The following is a 21,877-nucleotide window of genomic DNA, read 5'->3' on the forward strand; positions in this document are numbered from 1 at the left end:
TTCGCTGTCGTTGTGGGCCCGGCTGGCACAATGCGTCGCCGGGCCGTTTGCTGTTAAGACGATTTACGTACGCGCAGATACCATTCGCACAGTAAACGCACTTGTTTACGGGTATAGCCTTTTTCCATCATCCGGTCGACAAAGTCGTCGTGTTTCTTCTGCTCATCGGTCGAGGTTTTGGCATTGAACGAAATGACCGGCAGCAGCTCTTCGGTATTGGAGAACATTTTCTTCTCAATGACCGTGCGCAGTTTTTCATAGCTGGTCCAGTTCGGATTCCGTCCGCTGTTGTTGGCGCGCGCGCGCAGCACAAAGTTGACGATTTCATTACGGAAATCTTTCGGATTACTGATCCCCGCGGGTTTCTCAATTTTCTCCAGCTCAGCGTTCAGCGATTCACGGTCAAACAACTGACCGGTATCCGGATCGCGGTACTCCTGATCCTGAATCCAGAAATCGGCATACGTGACATAACGGTCGAAAATGTTCTGTCCGTATTCCGAGTAGGATTCCAGATAGGCGGTCTGGATCTCTTTGCCAATAAACTCGGCGTATTTCGGGATCAGATACCCTTTCAGGAACTCGAGATAGCGTTCTGCCTGCTCCTGTGGGAACTGTTCACGCTCGATCTGCTGTTCCAGTACATAGAACAGATGAACCGGGTTAGCGGCAACTTCGACATGGTCAAAGTTAAAGACGCGCGAGAGGATCTTAAACGCGAAGCGGGTTGACAGACCGTTCATCCCTTCGTCAACGCCGGAGTAGTCGCGGTACTCCTGATATGACTTCGCTTTCGGATCGGTATCTTTCAGACTTTCACCGTCATAGACGCGCATTTTCGAGTAGATACTCGAGTTTTCCGGATCTTTCAGACGGGAAAGAATCGAGAAGCGCGCCAGCGTTTCCAGGGTTCCCGGCGCGCAGGGCGCGTGGGTCAGCTCGCTGTGGTTAAGCAATTTCTCGTAGATTTTAATCTCTTCAGAAATGCGTAAGCAGTACGGTACCTTCACGATATAAACGCGGTCGAGGAAGGCTTCGTTGTTTTTATTGTTACGGAAAGTCACCCATTCCGATTCGTTTGAGTGGGCGAGAATAATACCGTTGAACGGCAGGGCGGAGATCCCCTCGGTGCCGTTGTAATTCCCTTCCTGAGTGGCGGTCAGCAGCGGATGCAGCACTTTAATCGGTGCTTTAAACATCTCGACAAATTCCATAATCCCCTGGTTCGCCCGGCACAGCGCGCCGGAATAGCCATACGCGTCCGGATCGTTCTGGGCATGGTGTTCGAGTTTACGAATATCCACTTTCCCGACCAGCGCGGAGATATCCTGGTTGTTCTCATCGCCGGGTTCCGTTTTGGCAATCGCGATTTGTGCAAGGATTGACGGCCAGACTTTTACCACGCGGAACTTGGTGATATCCCCACCGAACTCATGCAGGCGTTTGGCAGCCCACGGCGACATAATGGTGCCGAGATAACGGCGCGGAATGCCGTACTCTTTTTCCAGTATCTGGGTATCTTCCTGCGGATTAAACAGACACAGTGGATGATCGTTCACCGGACTGCGCTCACCGTTGGCGCTCAGGACATAAATCGGGACGCGCTGCATCAACGACTTCAGTCGTTCGGCCAGCGACGATTTCCCGCCCCCAACAGGCCCCAACAGATACAGGATCTGTTTCTTCTCTTCCAGCCCCTGAGCCGCGTGTTTCAGATAAGAGACAATCTGTTCGATCGCGTCTTCCATGCCGTAAAACTCTTCAAACGCCGGGTAACGAGCGATAACCCGGTTGGAGAAGAGGCGAGAAAGTCGGGGTTCCTGGGCAGTATCAACCATGACGGGTTCACCAATAGCCATCAATAGCCGTTCTGCCGCGTTGGCATAAGCACTGCGATCTTGCCGACAAGTGGTAAGAAACTCCTGCAGTGTGAACTCTTCGTCCTTGGCAGCTTCATAACGCTGGCGATAGTGATCGAATATATTCATGATATGCCGTCCTTTCGTTTTTTAGCACAGGTTAAGAGCCGTTCATATGAATAGTAGAGGCTCCCGGAAGAGGTAGACTGAACGACGTCATTTACTGTCTCGTATCAAAAAAACAGCAACTCTCATGCCAGCTTGTACAGCGTGAGACCAACGTGCCCGGCGATACAACTTCTAAATTAAAGCGTAGATGGCATTTGCAAAACTTGCATGCGCTCGCAAATGATTTTCAATGGCATATCAATAACTCATCCGCAAAAAATGCATAGTTAATGTAAATAATGTGGCAGGAGATCACACCGTTTTCATCCCACTGTAAGCCGCGTGTCATCTCAGCCTGCAAAATTAGACGGTTACATTCTTTCATTAATTTGTAAAATGGTTGGGTTGTAACGTATTGGCGGTTACACTTTTGCCGCTGAACAATTGAATAAGGAAAGATGGATTGTGACCAAACTCAAACTTCTGGCACTTGGCGTGTTTATCGCATCGTCTGCTACCGTGGTGCACGCTGAAAGCAACCTGACGCTTGGCGCTGGCGTTGGTGTGGTTGAACACCCTTATAAAGATTACGACGCAGATGTTTACCCGGTTCCGGTGATCAACTACGAAGGCGACAACTTCTGGTTCCGTGGTCTGGGCGGTGGATACTATCTATGGAACGACACTGCAGACAAGTTGTCGATCACGGCCTACTGGTCCCCGATGTATTTCAAACCGGGCGACAGCGACGATCGTCAGATGCGTCGTCTGGATAAGCGTAAGAGCACCATGATGGCGGGTTTATCTTACGTCCATAATACCGAATACGGTTTTCTGCGTACCACGCTCGCCGGGGATACGCTGGACAACAGCAACGGTATCGTCTGGGATCTGGCCTGGCTGTATCGCTACACCAATGGCGGCCTGACGTTGACGCCGGGTATTGGTGTTGAGTGGAACAGTGAGAATCAGAACGACTACTACTACGGTGTGTCTCGTAAAGAGTCCGCAAGAAGCGGTATGCGTGGCTATAACCCGAACGACAGCTGGAACCCGTACCTGGAGCTGAGCGCGAATTACAACTTCCTCGGTGACTGGAGCGTTTACGGTACTGCACGTTACACCCGTCTGTCGGATGAAATTACCGACAGCCCGATGATCGACAAATCCTGGACTGGCCTGATTTCGACCGGGATCACCTATAAGTTCTGATTGTGCATTATTACTGTGCAATTTGTGCATCAAAACAGGGCGCTTGCGCCCTGTTTTGCATTACGGTGGTGCACAACAAAGGAGGATGTGATGACAGATAAACAGGTTGTCTTTGACGGTGGGGTTGTTCTGCCCGCGATCGGGCAGGGGACGTGGTATATGGGTGAGAATCCCGGCCATCGCCGGGCGGAAGTGTCTGCACTCCGTGCGGGCGTCGATCTCGGACTGACGCTCATCGACACCGCCGAAATGTATGCCGATGGCGGAGCGGAAGAAGTGGTCGGTGAGGCGCTGAACGGCTTACGTGAACGCGTTTTTCTGGTGTCGAAGGTCTATCCGTGGAACGCGGGGGGACAAAAAGCGATTGCCGCCTGCGAGGCCAGCCTGCGCCGCCTGAAAACCGACTATCTGGATCTCTACTTATTGCACTGGTCGGGTAACTTCACCTTTGCCGAGACGGTTGAGGCGATGGAAACACTGATTGCCCAGGGCAAAATTCGTCGCTGGGGAGTGTCCAATCTCGACGTTGACGAGATGCAGGCGCTGTGGCAGGTCCCGGGCGGCAGGCAGTGCGCGACCAATCAAGTGCTGTATCATCTGGCTTCACGCGGCATTGAATACGATCTGCTGCCGTGGTGTCAGCAACATCAACTCCCCGTGATGGCCTACAGCCCGCTGGCGCAGGCCGGACGACTTCGCAGCGGCTTGCTGAACCATCCCGTGGTCAATGAGATTGCGCATGCGCACAGTGCGTCAGCGGTGCAGATCCTGTTGGCGTGGGTCATCAGTCATCAGGGGGTGATGGCAATTCCGAAAGCGGCAAGTGTCGAGCATGTGCAGCAAAATGCGGCGGCGCTGAGCATTACGCTTTCAGCCCAGGAACTCGCCGCACTGGATAAGGCGTATCCCGCGCCGAAGGGGAAAACGGCGCTGGACATGGTGTGACGATGCCGGATGTTATTTTTGTAGGCCAGATAAGGCGTTAGCCGCCATCTGGCATTGATTGCCGGATGGTGATGCTCACGCATCTTATCCGGCCTACAGAAACTCCGGCATCACTTATTACTTAACGTCTGGCGACGCTAAGGGTCTGCGCCAGGCGGGACGGTTTCTCTTCGGTGGTCTTCTGTGCCGCAGTGGCGTATGCCGTTTCCACACACACAAAGGTTTTGTAGCCATCGTCAGGCATATCGCCCATGCTTACGGACAGCGCCGGGCCCGGGTTCCAGCCGACGACGTTAAGGTGGTGATGATGCACGACGTCGATGTTGCGGTTCAGTGCAGCATCGTGAATCACGCTGCAGGCTTCCGGGTTCAGATAGACGCGGTCGGTACGATCCGGGAAAGTCTGTACGCCATCGGTCAGCGCATCTTCTTTTGCATTGTTCACTTTATCGATAAAACGATCGCCCAGACCGCTGACTTTCACCGCCGCGATATCGCCAACGTTGAAATAGGTATGCAGCGCGGAGGTTGTTTCAAATTCGCCGTGCGCTTCCAGTTCGATCTCACAGGTTTTACCCACTTTAAAGCGCGCCAGCAGGGTGAAGTCATGCGGCCAGTACTGGCGAGTCGCTTCACTGCTTTGCAGTTCAAAGGTCAGCACCGCACCGTTGTCGTCTTCATTATGCGCCTTCAGCGTCCACGGCAGGTTACGGGCAAATCCATGCGCCGGTAGACCCTGCTGGGCCGCCGGACCAAACCACGGCCAGCAGATTGGCACGCCACCGCGCAGTGCGACGCCATTTTTAAACGGTGTGTTGTTGCTCAGCCACAGAACCTCTTCTTCTCCCGCTGGTTTCCAGGAGAGCAGGTGCGCGCCCTGTAACGCGAAAGACGCTTTCACCTGCGGGTGGTCGACGACAATCACATCGAGTTCGTCGAGCTGACGACGGGAGAGGACAGGGGTAATGTGTTCGATTACCGGAAGTGCAAAAATTTTATTGATCATGATGTAATCCTTTCTCTTCAGGCAAAAAAAAGAGCGACCGAAGTCGCTCTTACAGATTACTGTTTCATCTCAACTTATTTGGAGATGTGAGCAATCAGATCCAGAACCTTGTTGGAATAACCGGTTTCGTTGTCGTACCAGGAAACCAGTTTCACGAAGTTGTCGTTCAGTGCGATACCGGCTTTGGCATCGAACACGGAAGTGCAAACTTCGCCGTTGAAATCGGTAGAAACAACGTCGTCTTCGGTGTAACCCAGAACGCCTTTCATCGGGCCTTCGGAAGCAGCTTTGATCGCTTTCTTAATGTCTTCGTAAGAAGCAGCTTTTTCCAGACGAACGGTCAGGTCAACAACGGATACGTTCGGAGTCGGAACGCGGAACGCCATACCCGTCAGTTTGCCATTCAGTTCTGGCAGTACTTTACCAACAGCTTTAGCCGCACCGGTAGAGGATGGGATGATGTTCTGAGCCGCGCCACGGCCGCCACGCCAGTCTTTGTGAGACGGGCCATCAACGGTTTTCTGAGTTGCGGTGGTTGCGTGAACAGTGGTCATCAGACCTTCGATGATACCGAAGTTGTCGTTGATAACTTTAGCCAGCGGAGCCAGGCAGTTGGTGGTGCAGGATGCGTTGGAAACGATGTCCTGGCCAGCATATTTGTCAAAGTTAGCGCCTTTAACAAACATCGGGGTGTCATCTTTGGACGGACCAGTCAGTACGACTTTCTTCGCGCCAGCAGTGATGTGCTTACGAGCAGTCTCGTCGGTCAGGAAGATACCGGTCGCTTCAGCCACTACGTCAACACCAACTTCGTCCCATTTCAGGTTAGCCGGATCACGTTCAGCGGTAACACGGATTTTTTTACCGTTAACGATCAGATGACCGTCTTTCACTTCAACGGTACCGTCGAAACGGCCGTGAGTGGAGTCATATTTCAGCATGTAAGCCATGTATTCAGCGTCTAACAGGTCGTTGATTGCAACGATCTCGATGTCAGAACGTTTCTGAGCAGCACGGAAAACAATGCGACCGATACGGCCAAAACCGTTGATACCTACTTTGATAGTCATATATTCCACCAGCTATTTGTTAGTGAATAAAAGGTTGCCTGTAAAATTACAAAAACCTTACGCAGCGTCAAGCGGAATCGTGTCAATCATTGCGACAAATCAATCCTCTGCACAAGCTTTGCGCAGCTGATTCGCCTCACTCTTCCATTGGGCTTGAAACCACATGGGGGCGGCGCCCCGAATTTTAAAGGGCAACTGAGATAAAAACGTGATTTGCATCACGATTCACAAGCTGCCATTTCGCAAGGATCAAGTTTAGAACAAAAGTCTGCACTCAGGTGTTAATGTTTTGTTAGAATCTGTCGTGCAATGTCAGCGTCATGAAAAGTGAGATGTGAGCAAATGGCGAACAAACCTTCTACGGAAGATCTGAAAAAAAACCTGTCTGAAATGCAGTTCTACGTGACGCAGAATCACGGCACAGAACCGCCATTTACCGGGCAGTTGCTGCATAACAAGCGAGACGGCGTTTATCACTGTTTGATCTGCGATGCGCCACTGTTTACCTCCCAGTCTAAATACGATTCCGGCTGCGGCTGGCCCAGCTTTTACGAACCGGTGAGTGAAGAGTCGATCCGCTACATCAAGGACTTCTCGCACGGCATGCAACGTATTGAAATTCGCTGTGGAAACTGCGACGCGCATCTGGGACACGTTTTCCCCGATGGTCCGCAACCTACCGGCGAACGCTACTGTGTCAATTCAGCTTCTCTGAGCTTTACCGATGATGAAAACGGTGATCAGACCAAAGGTTGAAAAAACGATTCAGCAATTTATTCCATAGGAGCGGACTTATCATGAATCTTGATGAGATAGTTAACAGCATGACGCCGGAAGTGTATCAGCGCTTATCAACCGCCGTTGAGCTGGGAAAATGGCCGGATGGCGTGGCGCTGACTCCGGAGCAAAAAGATAACAGTCTGCAACTGGTGATGCTCTGGCAGGCGCGCCACAATACTGACGCTCAGCATATGACGATTGATACCAACGGGCAGATGGTGATGAAGAGCAAGCAGCAACTGAAGGTCGATTTTGGCATTACGCCAGAACCGATTGCGACGTTTAAATCCTGATAGCGCGCAGTGAGGCCCGGCATTCTACAGTTTTGCCGGGCTAACGCGGCGGATTATTTTTTATTCAGCATTGCCTTCAGGTCGGTAAAAGGGTTGTACGTGGCTTCGCCGACGCTCTTTTGCGCATCCTCTCCAGCCACCACTGTGGAACCATATTGATCGGCTTCCGTGTATTTGGAATGCTCATGATCGTGGCAGTACAGGCACAACATCTCCCAGTTGCTGCCGTCTTCCGGATTATTGGAATGATCGTGATCGATATGATGCACCGTCAGTTCGCGAAGATTTGAATAGACAAATTCGCGGGAACAGCGGCCGCAGACCCACGGGAAGAGTTTCAGCGCCTTTTCCCGGTAGCCAACTTCCAGACGGGCGTAATTTTTAGGGATAAAAGCCATACAATCCCATGCCTCCAGTTGAAAATGAAACGTGACGTCAAACACTGACGCAACGGCCTGGGGCCATCATAACCGATTCCGTTTCGCGTAACACACCGATCCCGCAGCTTGTGAAAAAAATGCCCTGTGCGGGCGCACAGGGCATTATCAGCAATGGGTGGCGCTTAGTGTTGAATGCCTAAGGATTCCGCCAGCTGTTTCGCAAGCTGGTTATTGTCGTCCGCACCGTACTCCCAGAACATTGCGCCGGCCAGTCCGCGCTTCTTAATGTACTCCGCTTTGATTGCCACCGAGCGGGGGTTTTCGTAAGAGAGGGCAAACAGAGGCTTACCGTCAGCCGACTGAACGGACAGCCACGGCACCATCGCCTGAGCGTCCCAGTGTTCGGTAAAACGCTTCTGCGGATCGTTGAGAAACGTTTTGACAATGTCGTTGTACTTCACGTAGGTGTCTTTGGTCAGATCGACCCCCAGCGATTTAAACAGTGTGATTTCCGGTTCGCCAAAGTAGGGCAGAGTGACCGGATTTTTTTGTGCGTCCGGCTTCGTCCAGTCAATTCCCGGCTCCACCGTACGTTTGGGGACGCGACCATAAAAACCGATCCCCAGATTCATCTGTTGGGGTTTTAGGCCAGCGGCAAGGTAGTTGTTGACCACAAAGTCGACGCTGTACTTATCGGCAGTTGCCACGGTTGGCCAGTCTTTCGAATCATACAGGTTGGCGTTGAAATATTGCGTTCCGTAGGCCATGTCGTAAGTCATCAGGTTGATGTAGTCGAGTAGTGGCGCAATCGCCTTCACATCCACCCAACTTTTCGGACTTTCCGCATTCGCCCCGACGGCAATTGTCACCAGTTTCTGGTTGCCGACCGCCTGACGCAGTTCTTTCAGCAGCAGCGTGAAATTCTCACGATCGGCGGGCTGACTGGCAACCAGTCCCCAGGCACCGTTGACCGGGTATTCCCAGTCCAGATCGATACCGTCGAGTCCGTATTTCTTCACTATCTCCATGGCGGACTGAATAAACACGGCACGTGTTTCCGGCGTCGCGGCGGCACCCGAGAATCCGCGTGCGCCCCAGCCGCCGACAGAAAGCAGGACTTTCAGACGCGGGTTCTGTTTACGCAGTACCGGGAGCAGGGCGAGGTCAGACTCCACTTTCGGCGACAGCCAGATCTGATGAAGCTTCGTCGGATCTTTTAGCGCGGCGTTGGTTTCGTCTTTTTCAGCGTTGTAAATCAAGCCGAATGAGTAGTTGAGGTGGGTAATCTGGCGGACATCCAGTTTGTTGATATCGCCGCCCGGTCCGGCGGTGACATCTCCGCCGCCGTTGAAGTAGCCGACGGACATCATAGAACTGGCGGACGCGACAGACGCGCATAACAGGGGTAATGCTGCCAACAAGGGCAAACGTTTCATAGCGATCCTCTTTGACATTAAAAAAAACAAACACGCCACGGAAATGGCGTGGCGAAAAAACAACCTGAACAAACTAGCACCTTCGTGCAGGAAAAACTACGAAGGTGTTCACGCCATTTTTGCAAAGCCTCTTCCACATTCCTTTGTTTTCACGGATCAGTTTCTTCGTATTTGTGATCTGAGTTGCGAAATGCAGATGTTTGTCTGTGTTTTAAAGATTCAATGTTGACCTCAAAGATTTTGTGGGTAAGTATGATGGGCATTGATGCAAAACTAAACACAAAGGAAAAAGCAATGAAAGCACTGGCAAGATTTGGTAAGGCCTTTGGTGGCTACAAGATGATTGACGTTCCGCAACCTGTATGCGGACCTGACGATGTGGTGATTGAAATCAAAGCGGCAGCAATCTGTGGCGCAGACATGAAACATTACAACGTTGATAGCGGTTCCGATCGGTTTAACTCCATTCGTGGCCATGAGTTTGCAGGACGTATTACGCAGGTTGGGGAAAAGGTTAAAGACTGGAAGGTGGGTCAGCGCGTGGTTTCAGACAACAGTGGGCATGTCTGCGGCGTCTGCCCGGCCTGTGAGCAGGGGGATTTTCTGTGTTGCACAGAAAAAGTGAATCTGGGATTGGATAATAACACCTGGGGGGGTGGATTTTCGAAATACTGCCTGGTGCCGGGTGAAATCCTGAAAATTCATCGCCATGCCCTGTGGGAGATCCCGGAAAACGTTGATTACGAAGAGGCCGCAGTGCTGGATCCCATCTGCAACGCCTATAAATCTATTGCTCAGCAATCCAAATTTTTACCGGGTCAGGACGTGGTGGTTATCGGCACGGGTCCGCTAGGGCTGTTCTCTGTGCAGATGGCTCGCATCATGGGCGCGGTCAATATTGTGATGGTCGGCCTGGAAGAGGATGTCCCTGTTCGTTTCCCGGTGGCGAAAGAATTGGGTGCGACGGCGGTCGTTAACGGCTCCACGGAAGATGTGGTCGCACGCTGTCAGGAAATCTGCGGCAAAGACAATCTTGGCCTGGTGATCGAGTGTTCTGGCGCCAACATTGCCCTGAAGCAGTCCATCGAAATGCTGCGTCCTAACGGTGAAGTGGTGCGCGTTGGTATGGGGTTCAAACCGCTCGATTTCTCCATTAACGACATCACTGCGTGGAACAAAAGCATTATCGGGCATATGGCCTACGATTCCACCTCCTGGCGTAATGCCATTCGCTTACTCGCCAGTGGCGCAATCCAGGTCAAACCGATGATTACGCATCGTATTGGCCTGTCACAGTGGCGTGACGGTTTCGACGCGATGGTCGATAAAACGGCGATCAAAGTGATTATGACCTACGACTTTGATGAATAACCCTTCTGCTAAAGGAACGTTATCGAATGGAACAGATAACAAAGCCACATTGCGGCGCCCGACTGGATCGCCTGCCGGATTGTCGCTGGCATACATCAATGTTTGCGATGGTCGCCTTTGGGTTACTTGTCTGCTGGAGTAATGCCGTTGGTGGGTTGATCCTCGCGCAGCTAAAAGAGTTAGGCTGGACTGATAATTCCACAACCGCCACTTTTTCCGCGATTACCACGGCGGGGATGTTCCTCGGCGCCCTGGTTGGTGGGATCATCGGTGATAAAACCGGACGCAGAAATGCGTTTATCCTCTACGAAGCGATTCATATTGCCGCCATGGTGGTTGGCGCATTTTCGCCAAATATGGATTTCCTGATCGCCTGCCGTTTTGTTATGGGCGTCGGGTTAGGGGCGTTGCTGGTTACTCTCTTTGCCGGATTTACGGAGTATATGCCGGGAAGAAACCGGGGCACCTGGTCAAGTCGGGTTTCGTTTATCGGTAACTGGTCGTATCCGCTGTGTTCGCTCATCGCGATGGGACTCACACCGCTGATTAGCGCAGAGTGGAACTGGCGCGTGCAGTTGTTAATCCCGGCCGTATTATCACTTATTGCCACTGCACTTGCCTGGCGTTGGTTCCCTGAATCACCCCGCTGGCTGGAGTCACACGGACGCTATCAGGACGCCGAAAAAGTCATGCAGGCGATTGAAGAGGGGGTGATGCGTCAAACGGGTAAGCCGTTGCCACTGGTCATTATCGAAGACAACGGTAAGCCGCCGCGTTCAGTACCGTATTCCGCATTGCTGACCGGTGTATTACTGAAGCGCGTTATTTTGGGTTCCTGTGTGCTGATTGCCATGAACGTCGTGCAATACACGTTAATTAACTGGTTGCCGACAATATTTATGACCCAGGGAATCAATCTGAAAGACTCCATTGTATTAAATACGATGAGTATGTTCGGCGCGCCGTTTGGTATTTTCATCGCCATGCTGGTGATGGATAAAATCCCCCGTAAAACAATGGGCGTAGGTTTATTAATATTGATTGCCGTCCTCGGGTATATCTATTCACTGCAAACCAGCATGTTGCTGATTACCTTAATTGGCTTTTTCCTGATTACCTTTGTCTATATGTATGTCTGCTACGCTTCGGCCGTTTATGTACCGGAAATCTGGCCTACGGAAGCGAAGCTTAGAGGATCAGGCCTGGCGAATGCCGTTGGTCGAATCAGCGGGATTGCCGCACCTTACGCCGTCGCGGTGTTGCTTAACGGTTATGGTGTGACGGGTGTCTTCATCCTGCTGGGCGCCGTCTCAATTATTGTCGCTGTTGCTATTGCCACTATTGGAATAGAAACAAAAGGTGTCTCGGTCGAGAGTCTTGGTATTGATGCGGTAACGAATAAATAAAGGAATGAAAATGCAAAACTCTAAAGCGATATTAAAAACACCGGGGACGATGAACATTATTGCCGCCGATATGCCGGTGCCAAAAGAGCATGAAGTCCTGATCAAAGTCGAGTATGTCGGGATTTGCGGTTCGGATGTTCACGGTTTTGAATCGGGGCCATTTATTCCGCCAAAAGACCCGAATCAGGAAATCGGTCTGGGTCATGAGTGTGCCGGGACGGTGGTGGCCGTGGGTAACCGTGTCAGTAAGTTTAAACCGGGCGATCGGGTGAATATTGAGCCGGGCGTACCCTGCGGTCACTGTCGCTACTGCCTGGAAGGCAAATACAACATCTGCCCGGATGTCGACTTTATGGCGACCCAGCCCAACTATCGCGGTGCCTTAACGCACTACCTGTGCCATCCGGAAAGCTTCACCTATAAGCTCCCGGACAACATGGACACCATGGAGGGGGCACTGGTGGAGCCTGCTGCCGTTGGGATGCATGCAGCAATGCTGGCGGACGTGAAGCCCGGGAAGAAAATCGTCATTCTCGGTGCGGGCTGCATTGGTCTGATGACATTGCAGGCCTGTAAATGCCTTGGCGCTACTGACATCGCCGTGGTCGATGTCCTGGAAAAACGGTTGGCAATGGCTGAACAGCTTGGCGCAACACTCGTCGTCAATGGCGCCAAAGAAGACACCGTTGCCCGCTGTCAGCAATTTTCCGGGGAGATGGGGGCTGACATCGTTTTTGAAACTGCAGGTTCCGCCGTCACGGTTAAGCAGGCGCCGTATCTGGTGATGCGCGGCGGGAAAATCATGATTGTTGGCACGGTGCCGGGAGACTCTGCGATTAATTTCCTCAAAATTAACCGTGAAGTCTCAATTCAGACCGTTTTCCGCTACGCCAACCGCTATCCGGTCACTATTGAAGCGATTTCCTCAGGTCGTTTCGATGTGAAATCGATGGTGACGCATATTTATGACTATGAAGAGGTTCAGCGAGCATTTGATGAGTCGGTAAATAACAAACGCGACATTATTAAGGGTGTGATTAAGGTTATGCCCTAAATAATTCGAGTCGCAGCCAACACATCTGCAACCTGAATTATGGCGGAGATAGTGATTAATTTAAACGGGAGAAATAACAATGCTGGCAGATATTAAATATTGGGAAAACGACGCACAAAATAAACATTATGCGATTGCCCACTTTAACGTGTGGAACGCAGAAATGTTGATGGGCGTAATCGATGCGGCGGAAGAGGCTAAATCACCGGTGATTATTTCTTTTGGCACCGGGTTTGTGGGGAATACATCATTTGAAGACTTTTCGCATATGATGGTTTCGATGGCGAAAAAGGCATCGGTACCGGTGATTACCCACTGGGATCACGGGCGCAGCATGGAGATTATCCATAATGCCTGGACTCACGGGATGAATTCGCTAATGCGTGACGCCTCCGCTTTTGACTTTGAAGAAAATATCCGCCTGACCAAAGAGGCCGTTGATTTCTTTCATCCGTTGGGTATTCCGGTTGAAGCCGAGCTGGGACACGTGGGGAATGAAACGGTCTATGAGGAAGCGCTGGCAGGATACCATTATACCGATCCCAGCCAGGCGGCAGAGTTTGTTGAACGGACCGGCTGTGATTCACTGGCTGTCGCCATCGGTAATCAGCATGGTGTCTATACCTCCGAACCAAAGCTGAACTTCGAAGTGGTTGAACGCGTACGTCAGGCCGTTTCTGTGCCGTTGGTACTGCACGGGGCTTCGGGTATCAGCGATGCTGATATTAAAAAGGCCATTTCACTCGGTATTGCCAAGATCAATATTCATACTGAGCTGTGCCAGGCGGCGATGGTGGCGGTGAAAGAGAATCAGGATCAACCGTTCCTGCACCTGGAGCGCGAAGTGCGCAGAGCCGTCAAAGCGCGAGCGCTGGAAAAAATCAAATTGTTTGGTTCAGACGGCAAAGCGGAATGATGATATGGACGAGATCGAAGTGCTTTGCATCGGTGCGGCAATTGTCGATATTCCTTTGCAACCGGTCAGTAAAAATATCTTTGATGTAGATTCTTATCCTTTAGAACGAATCGCCATGACCACAGGAGGGGATGCCATCAATGAGGCCACCATTATTTCCCGCCTTGGACATCGTACGGCATTGATGAGTCGCATTGGCGATGATGCGGCAGGCCATTTTATTCTCGAGCACTGTCGCAAAGAGCATATTGATATTCAAAGCCTGAAACTGGACGCTGAAATTGATACCTCGATTAACGTTGGTCTGGTTACTGCGGATGGTGAACGGACATTTGTCACCAACCGCAATGGCAGCCTGTGGAAGTTGAATATCAACGATATCGATTTTGACCGTTTTTCTCAGGTCAAGCTGTTATCGCTGGCAAGCATTTTCAATAGCCCTTTGCTGGATGGCAAAGCATTAACGGAAATTTTTACCCGGGCGAAGGCGCAGCAGTTGATTATTTGTGCTGACATGATCAAACCCCGGCTTAATGAAACGCTGGAGGATATTCAGGAAGCGTTGAGTTTTGTCGATTATCTGTTCCCTAATTTTGATGAGGCTAAAAAACTCACCGGGAAAGAGACGCTGGATGAAATCGCCGATCGCTTTCTCCAGTGCGGCGTAAAAACGGTGGTGATAAAAACCGGCAAGAAAGGCTGCTTTATCAAAGGTGCTGATATGAGAATGGAGGTACCTGCCGTTTCCGGGATTACCGCCATCGACACGATCGGAGCCGGCGATAATTTTGCCTCGGGATTTATCTCTGCACTACTTGAGGGAAAAACGCTGCGTGAATGCGCACTGTTTGCTAACGCGACGGCAGCGATATCGGTCTTAAGCGTAGGGGCGACAACGGGTGTGCAAAACAGAAAGCTGGTGGAACAACTCCTGGATGAATACGAAGGATAATAGCGGCAGATGAAAATGATACCTTTAGGCAGTACTGATATTACGCTCTCGCGAATGGGGCTGGGCACATGGGCCATCGGCGGCGGCCCGGCGTGGAATGGCGATCTCGATCTACAGATATGTATCGATACCATCATTGAAGCGCACCGCTGTGGTATCAACCTGATTGATACTGCGCCAGGATATAATTTTGGCAATAGCGAAGTGATTGTCGGTCAGGCGCTGAAGCAGTTACCGCGCAGAGAAATCGTTGTTGAGACCAAGTGCGGTATTGTGTGGGAGCGCGAAGGAAGCTTATTCAACAAGGTCGGCGATCGTCAGTTGTATAAAAATCTCTCCCCGGATTCTATCCGTGAAGAGGTTGAGTCCAGCCTGCAACGTCTGGGGATTGATTGCATCGATATTTATATGACCCACTGGCAGTCGGTACCGCCATTTTTTACCCCGATTGCGGAAACTGTCGCTGTACTTAACGAACTAAAGGCCGAAGGGAAGATTCGTTCAATTGGAGCGGCGAATGTGGATGCCTCTCATATCCGCGAATACCTTAAACACGGTGAGCTGGATATTGTGCAAGCGAAGTACAGCATTCTGGATCGGGCGCTGGAAATCGAGTTGCTGCCGCTATGTCGTGAGCATGGCATCGTGGTACAGGTCTACTCCCCGCTGGAGCAGGGATTACTCACCGGCACGATAACGCGCGACTACATCCCTGGCGGCGCAAGGGCGAATAAAGTCTGGTTCCAGCGTGAGAATATGCTACGTGTTATCGATATGCTGGAACAGTGGCGGCCGCTGTGCGACAAATATCACTGTTCTGTACCCACGCTGGCGCTGGCATGGATATTGAAACAGAGTGATTTAATTTCAATACTCAGTGGAGCAACCGCACCGGAGCAGGTCCGTGAGAATGTTGAAGCGCTAACTATCGCCTTAACAGATGACGACGCATTATTGATGAGGGAAATGGCGGAAGCATTAAATAATAAGTAAGAGCGATAAGCACCACCTCTGTTTCTGTGTAAAAGAACACGAAAATCTGTGATTCAGACATGTTCTTTTGAAAATAAACATGGCCTATGAGATACTAAGCACTTATCATGACTTTGAAGGAAACAGAGGTGTAACTGTGGCGGCAAAAGACAGAATTCAGGCAATTAAGCAAATGGTTGCCAATGACAAGAAAGTGGTGGTTTCTAATTTAAGTACGATATTCCAGGTGACCGAAGAGACCATTCGCCGCGATCTGGAAAAACTCGAGGATGAAGGCTTTTTAACACGCACTTATGGCGGCGCGGTATTAAATACAACGACGTTATCTGACAATATCCATTTTTATAAGCGGGCAAAATCGTTCTATGAGGAGAAGCAGATTATTGCGCGTAACGCACTGCCATTTATTAAAAATAAGACCACGATGGCAGCAGACTCCAGCAGTACTGCCATGGAATTGTTGAAGCTATTAAAGGAACGAAACGATCTCACGTTATTAACCAATTCAGCAGAAGCGTTTCATGAGTTGGCACAATCGGATATTAATGTGGTTTCGACCGGTGGTGAGTTAAATAAGAACACGCTTTCATTACAGGGACGGATCACCAAAGAAATTATCAGTCGTTACCATGTGGACATTATGGTGATGAGCTGTAAAGGTCTGGACAGGGAAAGTGGGGCGCTTGATTCTAACGAGGCAGAAGCCGAGATCAAGAAAACCATGATTCGGCAAGCGACGGAAGTGGCGCTGCTGGTGGATCATTCGAAATTTGATCGCAAAGCCTTTGTCCAGTTAGTAGATTTAAGCCATATCAATTATATCATAACGAATAAAGCACCCGGTGCGGAATGGATTGCATTTTGCAAAAAAAATAATATTCAGCTCATTTTTTAGTTTTATGTGGCTAATATTTTTAGTTCACACCTGGTGAATGCTAAATACAAAGTGATGATGAATGATGCGGCAACGTCGAACTTGCCGCTGAATCACAACTTAATATGCTCATCTCTTCCGGGTTCAAAATACAGATTATATTCTGCGAGTTTCGGGTTGTCGGGGAATGATGAGTGTTTGAGGTATCCAGATGGAACAATATGATCATATCGGTGCAAGACTGGACCGCTTGCCTTTAGCCCGGTTTCATTTTCGCATTTTTGGCATTATCAGTATTAGCTTATTATTGACCGGCTTTCTCAGCTATTCCGGCAATGTGGTACTGGCAAAACTAGTAAGTAATGGATGGTCAAATAATTTCCTCAATGCGGCATTTACCTCGGCATTGATGTTCGGTTATTTCATCGGCTCTTTGACCGGCGGGTTTATTGGCGATTATCTTGGACGCCGGAAAGCGTTTCGAATGAATCTGCTGATTGTGGGCATTTCCGCAACCGCGGCTTCCTTTGTTCCCAATATGTACTGGCTTATCTTCTTTCGCTGTCTCATGGGGACAGGTATGGGGGCGCTTATCATGGTGGGCTATGCGTCATTTACGGAGTTCATTCCGGCGACAGTCAGAGGAAAATGGTCTGCAAGGCTCTCTTTTGTCGGTAACTGGGCACCGATGCTGTCTGCGGCCATTGGCGTTGTCGTTATTGCCCTGTTGAGCTGGCGAGTGATGTTTCTCCTTGGTGGGGCTGGCATGCTGCTGGCATGGTACCTTTCCGGAAAATACTTTATTGAATCGCCACGCTGGCTGGCGGGCAAAGGTCGACAATGTATTGCGGAAAAACATCTGCGCGACGTTGAAATACAGATTGAAAAAGAGAAGAACATCACCTTGTCTCCACCTCCGGGCAAACCGGAATCGCATTCAGTCAGTGAGGAGCATGGGTCATTCTGGCTGCTGTTTAAAGGACAGATGCTGCGCCGCACGCTGGTGGCCATTACCGTACTTATCGCGATGAATATTTCGCTTTATACCATTACCGTATGGATCCCAACGATTTTTGTTAACTCAGGGATTGATGTCACCAGGTCTATTTTTATGACCGCCATCATTATGATTGGCGCACCCGTCGGTATCTTTATCGCCGCTTTGATTATTGACCGTTATCCACGGCGGTTATTCGGTTCGTTGCTGCTGGTCATCATTGCGCTGCTGGGCTATTTCTATTCGATTCAGACTGCGGAATGGGCCATTCTGAGCTATGGTCTGGTGATGATTTTTTTCCTGTATATGTACGTCTGCTTTGCTTCTGCGGTCTATGTTCCGGAGCTGTGGCCGACGCATTTACGCCTGCGCGGTTCAGGATTTGTAAATGCGGTAGGCCGGATCGTGGCGGTTTTTACCCCGTATGGCGTGGCGGTATTACTGACGCAATACGGCTCAGTCACCGTATTTATTGTGCTGGGCGCTATGTTGGTGGTTTGTGCGCTAATTCTGTTTTTCTTTGGTATTGAAACGCGAATGGTATCGCTCGAGGAAATTTCCAGTCTGAACTAACGTGGGAGGATGGTGAGGGGATCGCCATCCTCCTGCGGGCTAATTCTGGGTTTCTTCCCAGTCGGCGAGGGTATAGAGCGTAGCACCAGCGGCGGCCATCTCCATGAAGGCATGAGCACTGTCCTGTGGCTGAATGTTCACGCCGCGACAGCCGTCGGTAATCACGTTCACCGTATAGCCCAGTTGCAGCGCATCCATAACCGTAAACCTGACGCAATAGTCGGTCGCCAGACCCATGACTATCAGTTCATTCACGTTGTGCTGGCGAAGCCACGCGTCCAACCCGGTTTTCTGTCGGCGACCATTATCAAAAAAGGCGCTGTAGCTGTCGACAAGCGGGTTCTCGCCCTTATGGAAAACGGCATCTATCGCCTTGCGGTTCAGCAGTGGATGAAACGCCGCGCCGTCGGTATCCTGCACGCAGTGATCGGGCCAGAAAGTTTGCGCCAGACCATCCAGTTGCCCCTGGCTGTAAGGCTGGGCCTGATGTTGACTGGCGAAACTGCCGTGGTTCGCAGGATGCCAGTCCTGGCTTGCGATCACCGCATCGCCGCGCGTCTGACACCATGCGATCAGGCGGTTAGCGATATCAACCGTGCTGTCGCCCTCCGGGACCGCCAGCGCGCCGCCAGCGCAGAAATCATTTTGTAAATCGACCAGTAACAGCGCACGATGCGTCATCAGTATCTCCTTAGTCGTCCGGCGTGAGTTCGCCACGCAGATTTTGCGTCATCGCTTTGCGAATCGCATCCGTATCCAGCCCTTTGCTCAGCAGATAATGCAGTTTGGTCAGGGTCGCTTCAACGGTCATATCCGCGCCGCCAATCACGCCCGCATGTGCCAGCGCATTGCCGGTGGCATAGCCGCCCATGTTCACTTTCCCCGACATGCACTGCGTGAGGTTCACCACCACGATGCCACGCACGCTGGCTTCGCGAAGCTCTTTCAGAAACGCTTTATTCTGCGGCGCGTTACCCACGCCATAGGAGCGCAGAATCAGCGCTTTCACCGGTTGGCGCAGGAAGTTGCGCACCACATCGGCTGAGATCCCCGGATAAATAGTGACGACGCCAATCGGCTGCGGTGTGATTGGGTGAACAGTCAGTTCGCCTTCACTTCGCGGGGCCGGTGGCGTACCCAGGCGACGGATGTGGATACCCGCTTCCAGTAGCGGCGGGAGGTTAGGGGAGGCGAAAGCGTCAAAGCCATCGGCATGCGCCTTTGTCGTGCGGTTGCCGCGAAACAGGCGGTTGTTGAAGAACAGGGTGACTTCGTTGATCGGATAGTTTGCTGCGATGTACAGCGCATTGAGAAGATTGATTTGTCCGTCAGAACGCAGCTCCGCCAACGGTATTTGTGACCCTGTCACAATGACCGGCTTGCCCAGATTCTCCAGCATAAACGAGAGTGCGGAGGCGGTAAACGCCATCGTGTCGGTGCCGTGAAGGATAACAAAACCGTCGTACTGGTCGTAATGGGTTTTGATATCGTCGGCGATATGCTGCCAGTCTTCCGGCGTCATATCTGACGAATCCATCAGCGGGGCATATTCATGAATGGTGAAATCGGGCATTTCCGGGCGGTGAAATTCGGGCATCAGCGCCAACTGCCGCTGAAGGTGTCCGGAGACCGGGATGTAACCCTGTTCGGAGCGCTGCATACCAATGGTCCCGCCGGTATAGGCAACGTAAATCGATTTCTTCTGCATGGCTAATATCTTGTCGCTCAAGGAAAAATCCCCCTTCGCAGGAAGGGGGATTGGGGATTAACGCACGTTAGCGCAGGTCAGACAGAACGCATAACGGTTTTGCGGATCGTTGAATGCGGCGAGCTTATCGCCTTCCGCTTTGACCGTACTGGCCGCTGAGGCCAGCGGCGCAGGGAGCATTGCCTGAATCGCCTGCGGCAGCATGGCGCGAACGGAGCCTGACATGCCGTCCATGACCATATCGAAGAAGGTCGGCTCATCCTGATAATAGTCGATATGCCACGCCTTGAGCTTCGCCAGTTCAGCCGCTTTAGCGACCGCATCGTCGAAGTCACCAAGGCTGTCGACCAGACCGTTCGCTTTGGCGTCCTGGCCGGTCCAGACGTGGCCCTGCGCAATTTTATCAATCTGCTCAGGCGTAGATTTACGCGCCTGGGCGACCAGGGTGATAAAACGCTTATAACCGTTCTCAATGCTCAGTTGCATCATTTGCTGCGCTTCCGGCGGCAGGGCCTTGGTCAGCGAAATATCGGCCAGCGGTGAGGTGGCCACGCCGTCGGTGTGCACACCAATCGAATCAAGGCTATTTTCGACGGTGTTAATCACCCCAAAGATACCAATCGAACCGGTCAGCGTGCTCGGGTTGGCCACAATGTAGCTGGCCGGTGTGGAGATCCAGTAACCACCAGACGCTGCCATTCCGCCCATCGACACCACCACCGGTTTGCCGGCAGCGCGCGCGGCGGCCAGTTCTGAACGAATCACTTCCGAGGCCGTCACGCTGCCGCCAGGGCTGTTTACGCGCAGGACAATGGCTTTCACTTTCGGATCCAGACGCGCATCGCGAATTTGCGAGGCGGTGGTATCCCCGCCGACGTTCCCCGGCGTTTCTTCACCATCCATGATGGCCCCGTTGGCGAAGACGACGCCGATGGAGCTGCCCGTATCCGCAGGCGGATTGAGCGTATAGTCGTAATAGCTGATCGCGCGATAGTTATTTTCGGCTTTGCTCCAGCCAAACTGTTTGGTCAGCGCTTTTTCCACTTCGGCGCTGGAAAGCAGGGCGTCGACCAGTTTGCTGTCGAGCGCGTACTTCGCTGTATCACCATCGGCTTTCGTCAGCGCATCCAGAACGCCCTGTGCGCCAGGGAAGACTTGCCCTGCCGGGATTTGACGATTGGCGGCAACGGTATTCAGGTAGTTCTGCCACAGTTCACCAATCCAGCGGCTGTCTGCTTCCCGCGCCGCAGGCGACATATCGTCACGAATAAACGGCTCGACGGCAGACTTATAGGTTCCAACGCGGAACACGTGGGTGGAAACTTTCAGCTTATCCAGCAGGGATTTGTAATAGAGTCCGTTGGTGGCAAAACCGTGGATGTCGACCGAGCCCTGCGGCGACAGCCAGATTTTATTGGCGAAGCTCGCGAGGTAATACTGGCCCTGACTAAAGTTATCGCCGACGGCATAGACCGGTTTTCCGCTGTCGCGGAATTCACGCAGCGCTTTGCCGATATACTGCATTGACGGCTGGTCGGCACCGGCGAAGTTTTTCAAATCCATCACAATACCGGTGATATTGCGATCGTCTTTGGCCTGACGAATGGTATTGACGATATCGAACAGGGAGTTTTCCTGCAGACGATCGGAGCTGGCGCCCAGCAGTTGACGGCTGAGCGCGCCAAGACGGCTGGTGCTGGACGGTTTATCGACGATCACCCCGGAAATATCTAACAGCAGGGCACCGCGACCGACTTTATCACTGGTATTATTGTTGCTGACCTGCATCCAGACTCCCACACCGACCAGGATCAGGAAGATAAAGAACAGGTTAAGCACCATCTCGCGGACAAAATTAAGCAGTCGCCACGTCCATTTAAAAAAACCGGCAATGAATCGCCACAGGGTTCGCATGTATTCTCCCTACCGTTACAAATACTACAC

General features: G+C 51.6%; 20 protein-coding genes. 12 read left to right on the forward strand and 8 right to left on the reverse strand.

What is annotated here, in order from left to right; translation table 11 throughout:
• Positions 1 to 53: 53 nt before the first annotated feature.
• Complete coding sequence (gene yeaG / locus OGY35_RS18905) at positions 54 to 1,988, reverse strand: protein kinase YeaG (protein WP_043000926.1); 1,935 nt, start codon at positions 1,986 to 1,988, stop codon at positions 54 to 56.
• A 444-nt stretch (positions 1,989 to 2,432) separates the two neighbouring features.
• Here yeaG and OGY35_RS18910 point away from each other — a divergent pair, with 444 nt between their 5' ends.
• Entirely contained in the window at positions 2,433 to 3,179 is a 747-nt protein-coding gene (locus OGY35_RS18910) for a MipA/OmpV family protein (protein WP_046479642.1), read from the forward strand.
• 90 nt (positions 3,180 to 3,269) lie between these two features.
• Complete coding sequence (locus OGY35_RS18915; RefSeq protein WP_286633119.1) at positions 3,270 to 4,124, forward strand: aldo/keto reductase; 855 nt, start codon at positions 3,270 to 3,272, stop codon at positions 4,122 to 4,124.
• 121 nt (positions 4,125 to 4,245) lie between these two features.
• Here OGY35_RS18915 and OGY35_RS18920 read toward each other — a convergent pair whose 3' ends face one another.
• Positions 4,246 to 5,130: a D-hexose-6-phosphate mutarotase gene (locus OGY35_RS18920; protein ID WP_286633120.1), complete on the reverse strand. Its 885-nt coding sequence runs from the start codon at positions 5,128 to 5,130 to the stop codon at positions 4,246 to 4,248.
• A gap of 74 nt (positions 5,131 to 5,204) precedes the next feature.
• Entirely contained in the window at positions 5,205 to 6,200 is a 996-nt protein-coding gene (gene gapA / locus OGY35_RS18925; protein ID WP_042319484.1) for a glyceraldehyde-3-phosphate dehydrogenase, read from the reverse strand.
• A gap of 342 nt (positions 6,201 to 6,542) precedes the next feature.
• Between gapA and msrB the strand changes: the two genes are divergently transcribed.
• Both msrB and OGY35_RS18935 read left to right on the forward strand, forming a co-directional pair.
• On the forward strand, positions 6,543 to 6,956 hold the full coding sequence (gene msrB / locus OGY35_RS18930; RefSeq protein ID WP_152404960.1) for a peptide-methionine (R)-S-oxide reductase MsrB: 414 nt from the start codon (positions 6,543 to 6,545) through the stop codon (positions 6,954 to 6,956).
• Positions 6,957 to 6,997: 41 nt separating this feature from the next.
• Positions 6,998 to 7,273 carry a YeaC family protein gene (locus OGY35_RS18935; RefSeq protein WP_046479650.1) on the forward strand — a complete coding sequence of 92 codons (276 nt, stop codon included), beginning with the start codon at positions 6,998 to 7,000 and terminating at the stop codon, positions 7,271 to 7,273.
• Between the two features lie 53 nt (positions 7,274 to 7,326).
• Here OGY35_RS18935 and yajD read toward each other — a convergent pair whose 3' ends face one another.
• Positions 7,327 to 7,671: an HNH nuclease YajD gene (gene yajD, locus OGY35_RS18940; protein ID WP_286633121.1), complete on the reverse strand. Its 345-nt coding sequence runs from the start codon at positions 7,669 to 7,671 to the stop codon at positions 7,327 to 7,329.
• A gap of 164 nt (positions 7,672 to 7,835) precedes the next feature.
• On the reverse strand, positions 7,836 to 9,089 hold the full coding sequence (gene chiD / locus OGY35_RS18945; protein ID WP_286633122.1) for a chitinase ChiD: 1,254 nt from the start codon (positions 9,087 to 9,089) through the stop codon (positions 7,836 to 7,838).
• A 294-nt stretch (positions 9,090 to 9,383) separates the two neighbouring features.
• On the opposite strand from chiD, the gene OGY35_RS18950 reads away from it, so the two are divergent.
• From OGY35_RS18950 to OGY35_RS18985, 8 genes are all read left to right on the forward strand, one after another.
• Entirely contained in the window at positions 9,384 to 10,460 is a 1,077-nt protein-coding gene (locus OGY35_RS18950) for a zinc-binding dehydrogenase (protein ID WP_286633123.1), read from the forward strand.
• A 26-nt stretch (positions 10,461 to 10,486) separates the two neighbouring features.
• Positions 10,487 to 11,866: an MFS transporter gene (locus OGY35_RS18955; RefSeq protein ID WP_286633124.1), complete on the forward strand. Its 1,380-nt coding sequence runs from the start codon at positions 10,487 to 10,489 to the stop codon at positions 11,864 to 11,866.
• A 10-nt stretch (positions 11,867 to 11,876) separates the two neighbouring features.
• Positions 11,877 to 12,920 carry an NAD(P)-dependent alcohol dehydrogenase gene (locus tag OGY35_RS18960; protein ID WP_152404956.1) on the forward strand — a complete coding sequence of 348 codons (1,044 nt, stop codon included), beginning with the start codon at positions 11,877 to 11,879 and terminating at the stop codon, positions 12,918 to 12,920.
• 79 nt (positions 12,921 to 12,999) lie between these two features.
• On the forward strand, positions 13,000 to 13,836 hold the full coding sequence (locus OGY35_RS18965) for a ketose-bisphosphate aldolase (RefSeq protein ID WP_286633125.1): 837 nt from the start codon (positions 13,000 to 13,002) through the stop codon (positions 13,834 to 13,836).
• Positions 13,837 to 13,840: 4 nt separating this feature from the next.
• Positions 13,841 to 14,788: a carbohydrate kinase family protein gene (locus OGY35_RS18970; protein WP_286633126.1), complete on the forward strand. Its 948-nt coding sequence runs from the start codon at positions 13,841 to 13,843 to the stop codon at positions 14,786 to 14,788.
• 9 nt (positions 14,789 to 14,797) lie between these two features.
• Complete coding sequence (gene ydjG / locus OGY35_RS18975) at positions 14,798 to 15,781, forward strand: NADH-dependent methylglyoxal reductase (protein ID WP_152404953.1); 984 nt, start codon at positions 14,798 to 14,800, stop codon at positions 15,779 to 15,781.
• 136 nt (positions 15,782 to 15,917) lie between these two features.
• Positions 15,918 to 16,676 carry a DeoR/GlpR family DNA-binding transcription regulator gene (locus tag OGY35_RS18980; RefSeq protein ID WP_286633127.1) on the forward strand — a complete coding sequence of 253 codons (759 nt, stop codon included), beginning with the start codon at positions 15,918 to 15,920 and terminating at the stop codon, positions 16,674 to 16,676.
• A gap of 190 nt (positions 16,677 to 16,866) precedes the next feature.
• Positions 16,867 to 18,225, forward strand: coding sequence for an MFS transporter (locus OGY35_RS18985; protein ID WP_284554116.1), 1,359 nt, complete (start codon positions 16,867 to 16,869; stop codon positions 18,223 to 18,225).
• Positions 18,226 to 18,264: 39 nt separating this feature from the next.
• Here OGY35_RS18985 and pncA read toward each other — a convergent pair whose 3' ends face one another.
• The 3 genes from pncA to sppA are packed head-to-tail and all read right to left on the reverse strand — an operon-like array spanning position 18,265 to position 21,847.
• Entirely contained in the window at positions 18,265 to 18,906 is a 642-nt protein-coding gene (gene pncA, locus OGY35_RS18990; protein ID WP_286633128.1) for a bifunctional nicotinamidase/pyrazinamidase, read from the reverse strand.
• Between the two features lie 10 nt (positions 18,907 to 18,916).
• Complete coding sequence (ansA, locus tag OGY35_RS18995) at positions 18,917 to 19,933, reverse strand: asparaginase (RefSeq protein ID WP_286633708.1); 1,017 nt, start codon at positions 19,931 to 19,933, stop codon at positions 18,917 to 18,919.
• A gap of 57 nt (positions 19,934 to 19,990) precedes the next feature.
• Complete coding sequence (gene sppA, locus OGY35_RS19000) at positions 19,991 to 21,847, reverse strand: signal peptide peptidase SppA (RefSeq protein WP_286633129.1); 1,857 nt, start codon at positions 21,845 to 21,847, stop codon at positions 19,991 to 19,993.
• Positions 21,848 to 21,877 lie beyond the last annotated feature (30 nt).

Origin of the sequence: Citrobacter sp. Ct235 (assembly GCF_030332305.1) — a bacterium.
Taxonomy (GTDB): domain Bacteria; phylum Pseudomonadota; class Gammaproteobacteria; order Enterobacterales; family Enterobacteriaceae; genus Citrobacter_A; species Citrobacter_A telavivensis.

Excerpts from the sequence above, each read along its gene's own strand:
- chiD (WP_286633122.1), bottom strand. The coding sequence starts at position 9,089 with ATGAAACGTTTGCCCTTGTTGGCAGCATTACCCCTGTTATGCGCGTCT.
- msrB (WP_152404960.1), top strand. The coding sequence starts at position 6,543 with ATGGCGAACAAACCTTCTACGGAAGATCTGAAAAAAAACCTGTCTGAA.
- OGY35_RS18935 (WP_046479650.1), top strand. The coding sequence starts at position 6,998 with ATGAATCTTGATGAGATAGTTAACAGCATGACGCCGGAAGTGTATCAG.
- yajD (WP_286633121.1), bottom strand. The coding sequence starts at position 7,671 with ATGGCTTTTATCCCTAAAAATTACGCCCGTCTGGAAGTTGGCTACCGG.
- OGY35_RS18985 (WP_284554116.1), top strand. The coding sequence starts at position 16,867 with ATGGAACAATATGATCATATCGGTGCAAGACTGGACCGCTTGCCTTTA.
- OGY35_RS18920 (WP_286633120.1), bottom strand. The coding sequence starts at position 5,130 with ATGATCAATAAAATTTTTGCACTTCCGGTAATCGAACACATTACCCCT.
- sppA (WP_286633129.1), bottom strand. The coding sequence starts at position 21,847 with ATGCGAACCCTGTGGCGATTCATTGCCGGTTTTTTTAAATGGACGTGG.
- ansA (WP_286633708.1), bottom strand. The coding sequence starts at position 19,933 with ATGCAGAAGAAATCGATTTACGTTGCCTATACCGGCGGGACCATTGGT.
- OGY35_RS18960 (WP_152404956.1), top strand. The coding sequence starts at position 11,877 with ATGCAAAACTCTAAAGCGATATTAAAAACACCGGGGACGATGAACATT.
- OGY35_RS18955 (WP_286633124.1), top strand. The coding sequence starts at position 10,487 with ATGGAACAGATAACAAAGCCACATTGCGGCGCCCGACTGGATCGCCTG.
- OGY35_RS18915 (WP_286633119.1), top strand. The coding sequence starts at position 3,270 with ATGACAGATAAACAGGTTGTCTTTGACGGTGGGGTTGTTCTGCCCGCG.
- ydjG (WP_152404953.1), top strand. The coding sequence starts at position 14,798 with ATGAAAATGATACCTTTAGGCAGTACTGATATTACGCTCTCGCGAATG.
- OGY35_RS18970 (WP_286633126.1), top strand. The coding sequence starts at position 13,841 with ATGGACGAGATCGAAGTGCTTTGCATCGGTGCGGCAATTGTCGATATT.
- pncA (WP_286633128.1), bottom strand. The coding sequence starts at position 18,906 with ATGACGCATCGTGCGCTGTTACTGGTCGATTTACAAAATGATTTCTGC.
- OGY35_RS18965 (WP_286633125.1), top strand. The coding sequence starts at position 13,000 with ATGCTGGCAGATATTAAATATTGGGAAAACGACGCACAAAATAAACAT.
- OGY35_RS18950 (WP_286633123.1), top strand. The coding sequence starts at position 9,384 with ATGAAAGCACTGGCAAGATTTGGTAAGGCCTTTGGTGGCTACAAGATG.
- gapA (WP_042319484.1), bottom strand. The coding sequence starts at position 6,200 with ATGACTATCAAAGTAGGTATCAACGGTTTTGGCCGTATCGGTCGCATT.
- yeaG (WP_043000926.1), bottom strand. The coding sequence starts at position 1,988 with ATGAATATATTCGATCACTATCGCCAGCGTTATGAAGCTGCCAAGGAC.